The following is a 13,937-nucleotide window of genomic DNA, read 5'->3' as shown; positions in this document are numbered from 1 at the left end:
GCTGACCACGGCTCAGGCCCCCGCGTAGGAGTGCAGACCAGAGATCACCAGGTTCACCGCGAACAGGTTGAACATCATCGTCGCCCAGCCCACCACCGCCACCCACGCCGCGGTGGTGGCCCGCACACTCGCGGTCGCGTTCGCGTGCAGGTAGGCCGCATACACCACCCAGGAGATGAACGCCCACGTCTCCTTCGGGTCCCAGCCCCAGAAGCGGCCCCACGCCGCCTCCGCCCACACCGCTCCGGCCATCACCGCGAAGGTCCACACCAGGAAGCCCGCCCCGTGCATCCGGAACGACAGCCGCCGCCACACCGCCATCGCGGGCAGCCGCGCCGCCAAGGTGTCACGCAGATCCCCCGATCTCGGCGTGCCCCGTCGCTCATAACGCGCCCGTAGCAGCAGGGCCACGGCAGCGACGAACCCGATCAGGAACAACCCGGACGCGATTGCGGCGGCGCTGACGTGCACCGCCAGCCACACCGACTGCAACGCCGGTACCAGCGGACCCGCCGGCGTGTACACGTGCAGGCCCGCCGCGGCGAGCAGCACCAACGCGCACACCGCGACGTACAGGCCCAGTGGCCGCAACGCGGGGCGCCGGACCGCCAGGACCAGCCAGGCGAGCACCCCGACCAGGGTCACCGCCACGATGAACTCGTACATGTTTCCCCACGGCACGCGCCCCGCCGCGGCCGCCCGGGCGACCAGGCTGCCGGCCTGCGCCGCCGCGGCCGCCCCGACCGCGCCCAGGCCGACGACGCGCCCGATGGCAACCCGGCGCGACACGGCAGCCATCGTCGGGACGGCAGCCGCAGGCACCGTCGCAGGAACCGGTACGGCAACCCGCCGCGGTGCCACCTGGGCCGCGGCAAAGGCGATCACGGCCGTGAGGTGGCCGAGGAGAGCAAGAGTGAACAGATTGTCAGATAGAGCAGCCATCGACTCTCCACGAATGAGTCAACCCGCTACCGCACGCCCCGATCAGGAGGCGGCGGGCGGGCCGGAGATCAGAGCGATTCCAGCCGGGACGGATAGCCGGACGCGGCGAGCGCCGCGGTCAGCACGGGAGCGGTGACGACGACCGGGTCGGCGTCCACCACCGCGCGGCCCGCTGCTGCGGACACGTGCGCCCGATGCACCCCCGGCAGATCTTCCAAAATTCGCCGTACTGCGCTCTCCGCACGGTCGCAGCACAACCCGCGCACGGCCAGCATGTAAGTGACGGTGTCGTTCACGGCATCCTCAGACCCGACGAAGGGACAGCCGAGCTTGCTGGCCGACTGGCCAGGACCACGTTTGGCAGACTCGGCAGGAACGAAGGCCCGCGACGGCTACTCAGCCGGCCACGTATCAGGACGCGTGGACCGCCACGGGCTCACAACCGCAAACCGGTTCTACACCCGCGACACGCACAACAGTGACAGCAGCCGGACCGTCACAGGCCGGCTCACCGGCCGGTGACGCAGCCCCCGGCCAACAGGTAGCCGGCGGACCCAGCGCTGGAATGCCGCCAGTACGACAGCGCCGCCGATCACCAGCAACAGCAGGCAGGCCGTCACGGCCACGCTCCCGCCATCTGCCGGCGCATGATGCCCGTCAGTCGCCTCCGGATCGGCGGAGGCGAGGGCATCAGCGAGGCTGTTCAGGGCCGCAGACGCGTCGTAGGAAGCGAGGGAGGTCGTGGAACTGGCAGCCGCCGAAGGTGTCGCAGTGTCCAGACCCCTAGCGCACTGCAGCGCGTGCAGGACCAGAACCGCAGCGACGACGACCGCCACCGCGACAGCGCGGTAGCCGCGCATCGCACCAGCCGGACCGTCCCACGTCACCAGCGCAGACTACGACACTCCACGGCCGCAGCCGTCGTGCGGGTGCGGGTTCCCGTCCTGCCCCGGATGCTTATCTCAAGGTCGGCGAACCACTGCGTCACCACGTCGCGTTCGAAAGTCCCGTGGGCCACTCGTCGGCGCGGCCTGCATCGGGCGGTCGTAGCTGGACCGCCTTGTTCGGGCGGCTACCACCGGCTCCGGCCCGACAGCCCTTCATCCAGCGCAGCGGACTTTTTGTCCGACTCGACCATGAAGATCCTTCGTAGAAATGTTGGCGTGTCGGACCACCAGAGTGACGATCCCGCGGATCCCATGACCCGATGGCTCAACAGCCAGCCGCACGCCGGCGCGCAGCCGCGCGTCCGGCGGCAGGGTGGTCTGCGGTTTGCGTTCTACGGCCGGATGTCGACCATCGAGCATCAAGACCGGGTGACGTCCCGGCACTGGCAGCGGGACTGCGCCAGCGAACTCGTCGCCGGTCACGGGCTGATCGTCGCCGAGTACTTCGATGCCGGCTGCTCGCGCCGCCGCGGCTGGCGGCAGCGTCCGCAGGCCGCCGCGCTGCTGGCCGCGCTCCCCGATCCGCACCGTGGGTTCGACGCGATCGTGGTCGGCGAATACGAACAAGCATTCTCCGCCAACCAGCTGCAGCACCTGGCACCCCTGCTCGAACAGCACGGTGTGCAGTTGTGGCCAGCCACGACGGGACTGCCCGCCGCTACCTGTTCACCGGCCTGCTGCGCTGCGCACCATGCGGCCGAAGACTGGAATCCCACTGGATCAACCAGCGTCCGGGCTACCGATGCCGCCAAGGCCACACCAGCACCCAACAGCCCACCAACGGCCGACGCAAGATGCTCTACCTCAGGGAAGACCACATCATCGCGCGACTGATGGGACATCCCGGCCTCGCCAGCGACGCCCAGAACCCGCATGACCTGGCCGCGCTCCTGCACAGAAACAAGATCAGCATCATCTGCGATCAGGAACGATGTACACCGACCACAGGAGCCTCAGGCAAGTGAGCCCGTTCAACCCATGATCAATATGTGGAGATGTTGTGTCCGAGGGATTCGGACACAAAGTCACGGCACCCATGCTCAGCATGGGTGCTCATGCCGTAATCCTATAGCAGCGAGCGGCACTATGGAGTTTCCCGTGTCGGCGTCATGCCGTTATCGGTGACGCACCAAAGTCCACAGAGGGGCTGGTTCGGATTTCGCGCCGGCGGCCCCGGCCTGGCCAACCCACCCGGCATGCTGGACCTGTACGTGTTCGCCCCTGCCCGCCGCGTCGGGCGGCACCTAACCTGACCGCACAAGATGATCGGCTGAGCCATACCAGAGGGCGCACGACGTGCCGTCCTGCCTGCTACTGGGCGCGAACCGAAAGGCGACGGGCACCGGCTCGAACGAGCCGGTGCCCGAGGGCCGGAGATGGGATCAGGCGGAGTAGCCGCGGGTGGCCATCCAGTTCGCCAGGTCGATGGTGGTCATCCAGTAGGCGGCCATGTTCGGGTCGGCGGAGTCGGCGATCCGCACCGTCCGGCCGTCGTCCTTATATCCGACCACGGCGATGTAGTGGCCGCCGGGGAAGGAGTGCCAGCCGCCGTCTGTATCGGTCGCGGAGCCGACGGTGTTGGCGACCACGGCACGGCCGTCGGTGATGGCGGTGACCACGTCGGCCTGGAGCTGGTCGATCTGCGCCGGCGTCGCGGCCTGGCCCGGGATCATGTGCGTCCGGTACGGGTTGCCCTTGACCATCTGGTTGAGCCCGCGAGTGGTGTCCTCCGCCGAGTTGGTGCCGTTCTCGCCAGCGTTCAGCGGGGCGACCATCGCGTCCTGGGTGGTCTCGACGCCGCTCGCGCTGAGCGCGTTGCGCACAGCGGCCGGGCCGCAGTTCCAGTAGGCAGTCTGCGCCTCGTAGGTGTGGTCGAGGACCTTGGTCGACGGAGGCTTCGGCCTCGCCTTCTTGGTCACGTCCGGGTCGGTCGTGGCCCTGTCCTTCGCTGACGGCGACGGCTCGGCGGCGACGCGAGCCTCGCCGCGGGTGGCGACATCACCGAGCCGCGGAGCCAGCCCGGCGGCGGTGTTCCCCTGGCGGACGGGCGCGTTGTGATCGGTGGCGGCCAGCGCCGTGCCGACGCCGCTGGCGAGCACGAGCGCCGCGGCGGAGCCGGCGATGATCTTGTACGGGCGCTCGGTCACAAGACGCCGCAGCTGACGCTTCATGTGGTGCTTCATGTGTTCCTCCACGGGCTGGAGCGGCACAGGCCGGCCCGACGCGCGGAGGAACTCACGCACGTTGTGACTGGGCGGGGTGCCGCGGGGATGGGGAGCGCCCGGTGGGCCGGGCTGGGGGGCAGTTGCCGGGACTCACAGTCAGGCGAGTGTCGGCACCGCGATGCCGTGGAGGCGTGGGGAGTATCGGGAGGTGTTTCGCACGAGGCTGGCACTCCTTCCGTGGCCGCCTACCGGGTTAGCTGACGGATTCGGGCGGGAAGTACGCCCTACCGCGGGCCGTGGCTCGCGGATTCACCCCGGTGTTGCCTGGGTCCCCGGTTCATGAGATCACGATTAGGCGGGTCGGAGCGGCGTCGCCACTTGCGATCGGAAACCGCACCGGACGCGCCGACATTACCGGTGGGTACGTCGTATGCCAAGGGCTCCCACCTGCATAAGCCTCGAACATCGCTACTCTGATCGGAACCTCCAGTTACTCATGCCACTCAATGGGACGAGCAGTTATAGCGGAACCCTCGGGACGTAACCGGACATCGGAATGCTGTTGGCGCTCAATTGCTTGGCCGATCGCCGCATACTCACCCGAATGGCCGTTTCCTGGGCGGCCGTACGTAGCCCCACACCAATTTCAGTCACAATTCAGCAAACCCGGGCCGGCAGCAGCGGCGGTAGTGGTGGTACGGGCCGAGGCCGCGCGCAGACACAAGTCAGTGCGAGCTCCCCGTTACCGCACAGGCGTTCATGGAGATGAAGTTGGCGGCGCTCGTGACACCCGGCAGTCAGCCCGCGCAGACCGCGGGTAGCTCGACGTTCGAATGTCGACGTGGCTTCGACGAAAATCAACCCAATCCCGGCGGGCGGCGTAAGGCCGGATCGCCGCCCTGCCGACGGTTGGGCGCGCGCCGCGCGAAGCAAGTGGGAACCGCGTACGAGAGCATGATCGTCGCGCTGATCGCGGTGGCCCGCTTCAAAATCCGTCACCGCGGGGCCACAGAGCGACCCGACCACGGCTGACCGGGACCGCGGCAATGCCTCGCACCACTCCCGGCGCAGTCCGTCGCCGTTGCGAGTCGGCGATGCCACCATGCTGGCGCTCTCCCCCAACCTGACTTTCTGGATCGTCGAAGCTGACCCGCCCCTACTAAGGGCGGGTAGTAGTTGACCTAGGATGGCGACCGCACCACGTGGGAGCGATGTGTGGGCACCGGCCCGCGCCTCCTTGGCGGAAGGATCAACAGTGCCTTTCCAGCGGCGTCGCCGGGCGGCCTGACCTTGCTTGCTGCATCGCCGGGTCTCGCATGTCCTCAGTCGCCAGCACGTCGCGCCGCGCGCTGGGCAATTCGGGTGTGGCTGGCGCTGTTTCCCGCCCTCATCGTGGCCCTCGGGTTCGCTTCCCCTGCGGCCGCACATTTCAAGCTGCTCCGGGCCGTTCCGGCCGACGGCGCGCGGATCGACGGCGCCGTCCAGGAGATCCGGCTGACGCTCAGCGCCGCCGGCACGCCCACAGGAGCGGGATTCAAGCTTTCCGACGGCAACGGCATCGGCCTACCGGCCGCCAGCCACACGCCCGACGGAGGCCGAACGTGGCTGGTCCACCCGACCGCTCGCCTGACCACCGGCACGTTCAAGCTGCGATGGAGCGTCGCGGCCCCGGACGCCCACCCCCTGACGGGTGTCATCACGTTTACGGTGGCCTCGCCTCCCCCGACGCCCGGAACGGCCGCTAAACCCCAGGCAACAGCCAGCCCGCACGGACATGCCGGCCATGGTGGGCCAGGTGTGCCCCCGGCTTCGCCGTCGGCACACGCGGGAGGACACGCTGTTGGCCACACCGCCGACGCGGAACAGGCGCCGGTGCGGTTTGTCGGCGCCGTCGGGCGTTGGCTTTCCTACGGGGCGATCCTGCTCGGTGTCGGTGGTCTTGTCTTCGCGTTGACCACACTGGTCGGCACACGCAGTGACATCCGGGTGGTGCAGATCTGGGTGCGGACGGCGGGGCTGGCGGTGGCGGCTGGAGCGGCCTTTGAGCTGGTTGCACTCGCGGCGGTCTTCAGCGAGCAGGGCACCTTCGCCTCGGCGGCCAGCGCCTCGTCGGTGACCGCCCTCAGCCAGACACCGGTGGCCGCCGGCCTGGTCCTGCGACTCACCGGTGCGGCCGGTCTGCTCGTGTCCGGTTCACTCGAAGCGGCGCTGATTCGGGGCCGGCACGCGGTCGGGCGTCACTCCGTTCCGACCGTCGCAGCGATACCCACCGACTCCCGGAACCTGGTGACGGCTGCCGCCGTCAGCGCGGCCGGCGACGGCGTTCAGCGGGTGCGAGCGCGACCGGTGCGGCCTGTGCTCATGGCGGTCACCGTGGCACTGCTGCTGGGTTCCTTTCTGGTCGATGGGCACACCGTCACCGCGGAACCTCGGGCCGTCGTCGTGGCGGCCGATTTCGCCCACACCATTGCCGCCGCGGTGTGGGTCGGCGGAGTTCTTCTCCTGGCTGCCCTGTTGCTGAGCCGCGCCCGCCTCGGCGTACCGACGGGTGCCGCCGAAATGGCGGTGCGATTCTCCATACCGGCCACCGCCGCGGTAGCGCTCACGGGTGTCGCTGGCGTCGCGTTGACCCTGCTGATCCTGGAACGGCCGGGCCATCTCGTGACCACCGACTGGGGGCGGGTGCTTCTCGTCAAGGTCGCCCTGGTGGCGGCTGTTGCCCTCGTCGGGCTGTACAACAGCCGGCGCGTCGTGCCCAGGCTGGATGACCGCGCGATGGACGCCACTTATCAGCTACGCCGCACTGTCCTGGTCGAGGCGTTGCTGATGGTCGCCGTCGTGCTGGTCACCGCGATCCTCGTCAACGCCGAGACGTAGTCGGCAGCAGCGCGTGACAGGAGTCGAGGGCACCTCACCGCCAGGGCCGCCTCGCGTGGGTCGGGCGCTGATCGTATGAATGCGCCGGTGGATCAGTCGGGATCAGACTCATCCACCGGCGTCAGACAGGCGGTTGATGGATTCGGTCAGGCCGCGGGTACTGTCTCGGCCTCGTTAACAGGCTGTCGCTTGGCCGCGCGGAGGGTGAGACCGGCGGTGAGGGCGCCTGCGGCGGCGATGATCCCGGCGCCGACGAAGGCGGCGGAGTATCCGTCGGTGAGGGCGGGCAGATCGCCGAGCCGGTCGGCGCCGGCGGCGGAGGCGACCGCGGTCATCGCGGCCAGGCCGAGCGCGGAGCCGACCTGGTAGCCGGTGTTGACGATGCCGGAGGCGAGTCCGCCCTCCTCGGGGCGGGCGCTGGAGATCGCCGTACCGAGCGACGGGATGAACGCCAGCGACATACCCAGCGCCGCGACCAGCGAGGCCGGCAGCACGTCAACGGTGAAGCTGCCGTCGGGGCGGACCAACGCGAGCCAGCCGAGTCCGACGGCGAGGACCGCGAGGCCGGTGACCACCATGGGCTTCGGGCCGAAGCGGGCGATGGCGCGCGGGGCGAGCGCGATCATGCCGATCATGATGAGGATGGTCATCGGCAGCAGTGCCGCGCCGCTGGGGAAGGCGCTGTAGCCGAGGACCTGCTGCAGGTAGAGGTTGAGGAAGAACCACATCGGGATCCACGCCGCACCGAGCAGAAGTTGGGCGACGTTGGCGGCGGCGAGGTTCGGCGCCCGGAAGATCGACAGCCGCATCAGCGGCTCCCGGCGGGCCGCCTGGATGGCGACGAACGCCGCGAGGGCGACCACGGCTCCGGCGAGCACCAGCCAGGTCTGCCCAGAGGCCCAGCCCACCTCGGGGGCGCGGACGATGCCGTACACCGCGGCGCCGAGACCGATGGTGACCGTGAGGGCGCCGAGCACGTCCAGCGAACCGCGGCGGGTACCGCCGGCGGGCATCAGGGCCGGGGTGGCCAGCAGCGCGAGCGCGGCGATGGGAATGTTGATGTAGAAGACCCACGGCCAGCTGAGGTATTCGGTGATGACGCCGCCGAGGAAGACGCCCGCGGTGCCACCGGCGGGTGCCGCCGCGCCGTAGAGGGCGAGGGCCCGGGTGAGTTCCCTGGGTTCGGCGCCGAAGAGCATCATCAGCAGCGTCAGCGCCGACGGGGCGATCAGCGCCGCACCGGCTCCCTGTACGGCGCGGGCGGCCAGTTCGACCGTGACGCTGCCGGCCAGGCCCGCGGCGGCGGAGCCGATGAGCAGGACACCCCAGCCGGCGGCGAACATCCGCTTGGCGCCGAACAGGTCGGACAGCCGGCCGCCGAGCAGGAGCAGGCCGCCGAACGCGACGACGTAGGCGTTGAAGACCCAGGACAGGCTCTCCGGTGAGAAACCCAGATCCGCCTGTATGCGTGGTAGCGCGACGCCGATGATCGAGGTGTCCATGATGACCATGAACTGGGCGAGGGCGATGAGTCCGAGGGCCCACCAGCGCTTCGATCCGGATGACATCGTGATCACTCCTTTTCTTACCCCTAGGGGGTATGGGTAGCGGCAATTTTGTACCCCCCACCGGTACCTGTCGTCAAGTGATCCGGATGACATGCCAGGGTAAGCACACGGATCGGTCGAGGTCTTGAGGGGCATACCGGGGAGGGGTATATTCAAACGCCTGCGGGCCGGCGCACAGCCGACCGTCGACGGACGGACCTTGCGCACCGTCACGCCATCGTCTGCGACACCGAGGAGATCCCATGTGCGGCAATGAAGCCAGCTGCGGCTGCGGCACCATCACGATCGACAGCGCCCCGGCGGCCCAGGGCACCGGCAGCGGCGCCCGGAGCACCTACCAGGTGTCCGGCATGACCTGCGGCGGCTGCGCCAAGAAGGTGACCGGGCACGTCTCCGAGATCGCCGGCGTGACCGACGTCCAGGCCGACGTGGCCGCGGGCACCATCACCGTTCTCAGCGAGAACCCGTTGGACACCGCCGAGGTCCGCGCGGTCGTGCAGCGGGCCGGCTACCAGCTCGTGGACTGACCCGCGGGGCATCTCGCATCCCTGGGGCACCGGTTGGCGCCCAGGGATGCCGCCTTGCCATCCGTCCCGGCGACGAGGAGACCGAGTTGACCGTCAACGATCGTTCCCGCCCCGATGAGCTCGTCGTGTACGGCACCGGCTGGTGTCCCGACGTGCGACGCAGCCGCGCCCTGCTCGACGCCGCCCGCATCCCGTACGTGTACGTCGACGTCGATGAGGACCAGGCTGCGGCGGACCTGATCCGTGGCCTGCAGCAGGGGCAACGTCGCATTCCCACCCTGGTGTGGCCGGACGGCAAATTCCTGGTCGAGCCCACCGACGACCAACTGCGTGCCCACCTGACCAGCAGCGGCCATGAAACCGGTGGCCTCGCCGGCTGACGCTTCCATCCCACGCGTCAGAGTGCGCGGCGGCCGTCTAGAGACAGGTGAGGACCGCGGCGAGCATGCCGATGCCCACGGGCGCCCCGAGGGCGGCCGCAGCGAACGCGGTCCGGGTCGCAAGATTGCGGCCGTGCGGGGTACGCGACTGAAGCCGCTGCAACCGGACTCCCACTTCTCCCCCGGCCATCGACAGGGCGGACGGCGGATGGGGCGCACCAGCGAAGCTCAAGAGCGCATTGCGCACGGCCGCATGGCCGCACTCCCGGACGGCCGCAGCGTCCGCACGCAGCTCGACTAGCAGACGGACGGCGGCGGGTGCTTCCCGCGTCAGCGGCAGCCAGGGAACGGCCGATGCAAGCCCTTCCACGGCGGATACCAGCAGGTGGTGGCGCTCGCGCAGATGGGCGCGCTCGTGGCTCAGCACCGCGGCGAGCTGATCCGCCGGCAGATCTCGGGTACAGCTGGCGAGCACAGTCAACCCGCCGGCCCCGCCGAGGCTGTACGCCAACGGGGTGGGGTGTGGGATCCACAGCACCGCCCCGTCACCGGGCTCGGCCGCGCCGCCGGAGAGAGCCAGCAGATCCCCGTGCACGCGCCGGGCGCGACCGGCCGTCCGGGCGCGGCGGACGCAGGACGCGGCGAACTTCGTGAATGCCGCGACCATGGCCAGAGCGCCCGCCCCGCCGAGGACCTCGCCGAGGGCCGGGGGACGGCTGGGCCGCGCCCAGTGCCAACACAGTCGGGCGAGGTCATGCAGTGCCCACTCGTGGGCAGCGCCCGGGGCGAGCAACACGGCGACGGCGACGCCGAAGGTGGCCGTCACGGCGACGAGCAGCCCGAGCCAGCCGAGCAGCACGGCGACCGGGTCAGCAACGTGGCGGAAGCAGAATCGCAACGCGACGGGCCCCCACCAGGCGGCGGCCACGACACCGGCGACCAGTGCCAGCGCGATGCTCACGCCCCGGGCTCCCGCTCGTGGAGCACCTGCTTGATGATGTGCAGTTCCCGATCCGAGGCCGACCTGGCGAAATGCAGAAGCACCAGGTCGGGGTCCGTGCTGGTCTCGAGCACCTGACGCAGCGTGCGAGCGGCGATTTCCTCCCGGCTGCCGGCTGGGCGATAACGGTAGGCCTTGCCATCCTTCGCACGCGCCGCCCAACCCTTGCGGTGCAGGTTGTCGAGCACGGTGAGAACCGTCGTGTAGGCCAGAGCGCGGTCGGTGGTCAGTGCGTCGAGGACCTCTCTGACCAGCAGAGGTTGGCCGGCCCGCCACAGGACGTCCATGACCGCCGCCTCGAGTCTGCCCAGCTCTGCCACGTGCGCTCCCTTCGTGCCCGCAAGGGTACGCGGGGCGACCCGCCAGGCCAGCAAGGCGCACCGGGACCGTGAGGGCTGGCGAGCACAGAGGCCCGATACCTCAGGAGCGCGCGGCCCGGCCAGAACGACCTCGACGATGGTCCATATTTGCAGACGGCGGAAAGGTTGCGTTCCGCAAGGTTCCACCCCCGCCAGGGCAGGCGTATGAAGTGACCCGAGTCGATGCCGTACCCACCCTCCACGGCACTCCCAGAGGAGCTGGAATGCGCAATAAACTGCTGGCCGCCGCCGGTGCCGCCGCCCTCGCCCTGCTGGCCTTCCCGTCGCCCGCCCAGGCCAACCACAGCTGGGGCGGCTACCACTGGGCTCGCACCGCCAACCCGTTCAGCCTGAAGCTCGGTGACAACGTCAGCTCGCAGTGGGACTCGGCGCTGTCCGGCGCCTCCGCCGACTGGAGCAAGTCCACCGTCCTGGAACGACCGTCGTGGCCGGCTCGGTCAGCCCGAAGACCTGCAAGGCCACCGCCGGTCGGGTCGAGGTGTGCAACTCCACCTACGGCAACAACGGCTGGCTCGGCATCGCCTCGATCTCGGTCACCGGCGGCACCCACATCACCCAGGGCACCGTGAAGCTGAACGACACCTACTTCAACACCGCCCAGTACAACACCCCGGCGTGGCGCAACCTCGTCACCTGCCAGGAGGTCGGCCACACCTTCGGCCTCGACCACCAGGACGAGAACTTCAACAACGCCAACCTCGGCACCTGCATGGACTACACCAACGACCCGAGCACCAACCAGCACCCCAACCAGCACGACTACGACGAACTGGTCACCATCTACTCGCACGTCGACTCGACCAGCACGGTCGGCTCCGCGCCGGCAGGCGCCTCGGTCGGCAACTCCCCGGAGTGCTGGGGCACGCTGGTCAGCGGCTCCCGCGCCGACCGGCACTCCACCTACGTCCGGCACTTCGCCGACGGCACCATGGTCGTCACCCACGTGATCTGGGCCTGATCGTCGGATCGACCGCGGTGGAGGGGTCCGTCGCCGGATCGCCGAGCCGCACAGTGGCCCCTCGCCAGAACGGCGAGGGGCCCACGGTGCTGGTCAGGCCGAGTAGCCGCGCGAGGCGGACCAGTTCGCCAGGTCCGCAGCCGAGATCCAGTAGGTGCCATCACCGACAGGCTGCCAGGGATCGGCGATCTTGAGACGGCCCCCGTCGCTGTCGTAGCCGACCACGGTGAGGTAGTGCCCCACGGGGAAGGATCGGGTGACGCCTTCGGCACCCACGGCGGCACCGATGACGTTGACCACCGGGATGCGCTGCTCGTCGATGGCCTTGGTGAGGTCGGCCCTGAGCCGGTGCACCTCGTCGGCGCTGGCCGATTCGTTGGGAATCTCCACGGTCTTGTACTCCCGCTCGCCCAGGCTGTCGTTGAGCACTCGGGTGATCTCGAAGGCCGAGGCGGTGCCGGCGAAGGTGGTGCCAAGTTCACTCGCCAGCTTGTCCTGGTCTTCGATCTTTCCTTGCGCGCTCAGCGCGATCCGCGTGGAGGCAGGACCGCAGTAGTAGATGTTGGGCTGCGCCTGGAACGTGTAGTCGTTCACCTGTTTGCCGGAAGCTGCTCTGGCTGTCGCCTCGGCAGCAGCCGGGTTGGCAAAGGCAGCTGTCGCCGGACCTGCGGCGACGATGCCGGCAAGAGCCACTCCCGCCGCGGCCACGCATTTCCTCACCACGGCGGAGTTGTGGGTGTTGCTGACCGAAAACCGTCGGGCAGGGTTGTTCATGTATCGCCTCTCCTCGGGGAGCCGCAGCGATCACGCGGACCACTCGCCGCTCTTCTCGGTTCGGCACGCGCCTGCGAGCCGGGATACGCACACCCCGGAGCGTCCGGCTCCGGCCTGCGGTTAAGGACCAACTGGCGGCCCGGTTCCCGCATTCCGCAGGTGAGGCCCCGGCCACAGGATTCAGGGCGGTCAGCCGGAAAAGGGACCGGCCGGACTCGAACCAGAGTTCGAGCCCGGCCGGACAGGTACGCGCCTACAGGCGGTCGAGGATCTTCTGGAGGGTCCGCACCTCCGCCGCCTGGTCTGCGGCGATCTTGGCGGCGAGAGCCTTGGCGTCCGGGTTGCTGCCGTTGGCCTGTTCGGTCTTGGCCATCTCGATGGCGCCGTTGTGGTGGGCGATCATCATTTGGGCGAACTTCTTGTCGAAGTCAGTGCCCTTGGCGGCCGTGAGGTCAGCCATCTCCTGGTCGGACATCATGCCCGGCATGTCCGAATTCATCCCCGGCATGTCATGCCCGGGCGAGGCCGACATCCCCGGCATGTTGTGGCCGCTGGGCGGAGACGTGGGCTTCCCCCACGCCGTCAGCCAGCCCTTCATGGTGGTGATCTCGGGATCCTGGGCGGCCTTGATCTTGGCGGCCAGATCCTTCAGCTCCGGGTCCTTCGCGCGGCTCGGAGCGAGGCCGGCCATCTCAACGGCCTGCTGGTGGTGCGGAATCATCATCTGGGCAAACATGACGTCTGCGTCGTTAAACGTGCCGTTCGCTGCGGACGAGGCGCCGGTCGACAGGCTGCTGTTGGAATGGTCCATGCCGGCCATGTCGTCGCCCCCGCCGCAGGCGGCAGTGACGAGCAGAGCGGACAGGGCGACACCGGCAAGGGCAGTCCGGCGCAGGATGGTTCGCTTCATCGAGTGAATGGTCCTTGTCGCTAGTGGTTGGCAGACGGTCCTGTGATGGGGGCTTGGCGGCGCGCGAGGGTCTATGTCCGCAGGACCGACACCGCGGTCATCCGCAGTCCGAGGGGAGGTCGGGGCGGAGGGCCACATCCTCGACCCCACGTCCACTGCCTGGCGCGTGCGGATACGGGCAGTTCTCGTCGGCACCGCCGGAGCATCGACAGGGAGGCGAGAACGACCGCCGCGCCGAGCACCGCCAGACATACGGCGAATGCGTCAACGCCGCGACCGTGGCCGTCCGAGCCGCTGAGGCTCTGCTCGCCTGCCGGCACCACGGGTGTGTGCCGCAGGTCCGCCATCGCGCTTTCGACGCCGGAGCCCCTGAGGCTGGGATGGTGGCCGACGGTGTGCATGCCGAGAACACCGAAGGCCAGTGCGACGAGCAGCATCAGCCACAGGGCCGCGCGCTGCTCCGGCCCGCCCGACGCGCCCGCCTTCGCGCTTTTCATGCTGTACCAGGA

At 69.3% G+C, this 13,937-nt stretch carries 17 protein-coding genes and 1 riboswitch; of the genes, 6 read left to right on the top strand and 11 right to left on the bottom strand.

Annotation, left to right across the window (positions count from 1 at the left end; translation table 11 throughout):
* Nucleotides 1–12: 12 nt before the first annotated feature.
* The 4 genes from ccsB to FB455_RS34645 form a co-directional block, all read right to left on the bottom strand.
* A complete protein-coding gene (gene ccsB / locus FB455_RS02865) occupies nucleotides 13–942 on the bottom strand; it encodes a c-type cytochrome biogenesis protein CcsB (protein WP_030271546.1) in 930 nt (309 codons plus the stop codon).
* Between the two features lie 68 nt (nucleotides 943–1,010).
* Nucleotides 1,011–1,238: a cation transporter gene (locus FB455_RS02860; protein ID WP_082171188.1), complete on the bottom strand. Its 228-nt coding sequence runs from the start codon at nucleotides 1,236–1,238 to the stop codon at nucleotides 1,011–1,013.
* 159 nt (nucleotides 1,239–1,397) lie between these two features.
* Entirely contained in the window at nucleotides 1,398–1,829 is a 432-nt protein-coding gene (locus tag FB455_RS02855) for a hypothetical protein (protein ID WP_141722619.1), read from the bottom strand.
* A gap of 213 nt (nucleotides 1,830–2,042) precedes the next feature.
* Nucleotides 2,043–2,507: a hypothetical protein gene (locus FB455_RS34645; RefSeq protein ID WP_486481492.1), complete on the bottom strand. Its 465-nt coding sequence runs from the start codon at nucleotides 2,505–2,507 to the stop codon at nucleotides 2,043–2,045.
* Between the two features lie 11 nt (nucleotides 2,508–2,518).
* On the opposite strand from FB455_RS34645, the gene FB455_RS34640 reads away from it, so the two are divergent.
* A complete protein-coding gene (locus FB455_RS34640; protein WP_230650663.1) occupies nucleotides 2,519–2,854 on the top strand; it encodes a recombinase zinc ribbon domain-containing protein in 336 nt (111 codons plus the stop codon).
* A 417-nt stretch (nucleotides 2,855–3,271) separates the two neighbouring features.
* Here the strand turns inward: FB455_RS34640 and FB455_RS02840 are convergent, their stop codons facing one another.
* The gene (locus FB455_RS02840) at nucleotides 3,272–4,072 is read right to left on the bottom strand and encodes a C39 family peptidase (RefSeq protein WP_036310744.1); all 801 of its coding nucleotides are present in this window, start codon (nucleotides 4,070–4,072) and stop codon (nucleotides 3,272–3,274) included.
* Between the two features lie 209 nt (nucleotides 4,073–4,281).
* Nucleotides 4,282–4,422, bottom strand: a riboswitch (cyclic di-AMP (ydaO/yuaA leader).
* A gap of 391 nt (nucleotides 4,423–4,813) precedes the next feature.
* Here FB455_RS02840 and FB455_RS02835 point away from each other — a divergent pair.
* Complete coding sequence (locus FB455_RS02835) at nucleotides 4,814–5,086, top strand: hypothetical protein (RefSeq protein ID WP_135241034.1); 273 nt, start codon at nucleotides 4,814–4,816, stop codon at nucleotides 5,084–5,086.
* A gap of 330 nt (nucleotides 5,087–5,416) precedes the next feature.
* Nucleotides 5,417–6,931, top strand: a complete 1,515-nt coding sequence (locus tag FB455_RS02830; protein WP_030271539.1) for a copper resistance CopC/CopD family protein — start codon at nucleotides 5,417–5,419, stop codon at nucleotides 6,929–6,931.
* 146 nt (nucleotides 6,932–7,077) lie between these two features.
* On the opposite strand, the gene FB455_RS02825 is transcribed toward FB455_RS02830, so the two are convergent.
* Entirely contained in the window at nucleotides 7,078–8,499 is a 1,422-nt protein-coding gene (locus tag FB455_RS02825; RefSeq protein WP_030271537.1) for an MFS transporter, read from the bottom strand.
* A 242-nt stretch (nucleotides 8,500–8,741) separates the two neighbouring features.
* Between FB455_RS02825 and FB455_RS02820 the strand changes: the two genes are divergently transcribed.
* Nucleotides 8,742–9,026, top strand: coding sequence for a heavy-metal-associated domain-containing protein (locus tag FB455_RS02820; protein ID WP_036310742.1), 285 nt, complete (start codon nucleotides 8,742–8,744; stop codon nucleotides 9,024–9,026).
* Between the two features lie 86 nt (nucleotides 9,027–9,112).
* Complete coding sequence (locus FB455_RS02815; protein ID WP_047890777.1) at nucleotides 9,113–9,406, top strand: glutaredoxin family protein; 294 nt, start codon at nucleotides 9,113–9,115, stop codon at nucleotides 9,404–9,406.
* 37 nt (nucleotides 9,407–9,443) lie between these two features.
* Here FB455_RS02815 and FB455_RS02810 read toward each other — a convergent pair whose 3' ends face one another.
* Entirely contained in the window at nucleotides 9,444–10,367 is a 924-nt protein-coding gene (locus tag FB455_RS02810) for a M56 family metallopeptidase (RefSeq protein ID WP_047890776.1), read from the bottom strand.
* The gene (locus FB455_RS02805; protein ID WP_082171187.1) at nucleotides 10,364–10,726 is read right to left on the bottom strand and encodes a BlaI/MecI/CopY family transcriptional regulator; all 363 of its coding nucleotides are present in this window, start codon (nucleotides 10,724–10,726) and stop codon (nucleotides 10,364–10,366) included. The genes FB455_RS02810 and FB455_RS02805 overlap by 4 nt, the downstream gene beginning before the upstream one ends.
* Nucleotides 10,727–11,210: 484 nt before the next feature.
* On the opposite strand from FB455_RS02805, the gene FB455_RS02800 reads away from it, so the two are divergent.
* Nucleotides 11,211–11,744: a zinc metalloprotease gene (locus tag FB455_RS02800; protein ID WP_052166171.1), complete on the top strand. Its 534-nt coding sequence runs from the start codon at nucleotides 11,211–11,213 to the stop codon at nucleotides 11,742–11,744.
* 93 nt (nucleotides 11,745–11,837) lie between these two features.
* On the opposite strand, the gene FB455_RS02795 is transcribed toward FB455_RS02800, so the two are convergent.
* The 3 genes from FB455_RS02795 to FB455_RS02785 form a co-directional block, all read right to left on the bottom strand.
* The gene (locus FB455_RS02795; RefSeq protein WP_052166170.1) at nucleotides 11,838–12,518 is read right to left on the bottom strand and encodes a C39 family peptidase; all 681 of its coding nucleotides are present in this window, start codon (nucleotides 12,516–12,518) and stop codon (nucleotides 11,838–11,840) included.
* A gap of 253 nt (nucleotides 12,519–12,771) precedes the next feature.
* On the bottom strand, nucleotides 12,772–13,428 hold the full coding sequence (locus tag FB455_RS02790; RefSeq protein ID WP_030271527.1) for a DUF305 domain-containing protein: 657 nt from the start codon (nucleotides 13,426–13,428) through the stop codon (nucleotides 12,772–12,774).
* Between the two features lie 71 nt (nucleotides 13,429–13,499).
* A complete protein-coding gene (locus FB455_RS02785; protein ID WP_071098622.1) occupies nucleotides 13,500–13,925 on the bottom strand; it encodes a hypothetical protein in 426 nt (141 codons plus the stop codon).
* Nucleotides 13,926–13,937 lie beyond the last annotated feature (12 nt).

Source organism: Micromonospora sp. CNZ296, from assembly GCF_007827635.1.
Note: the sequence above shows the minus strand (reverse complement) of the source record. Positions and strands in the feature narration are given on the sequence as shown.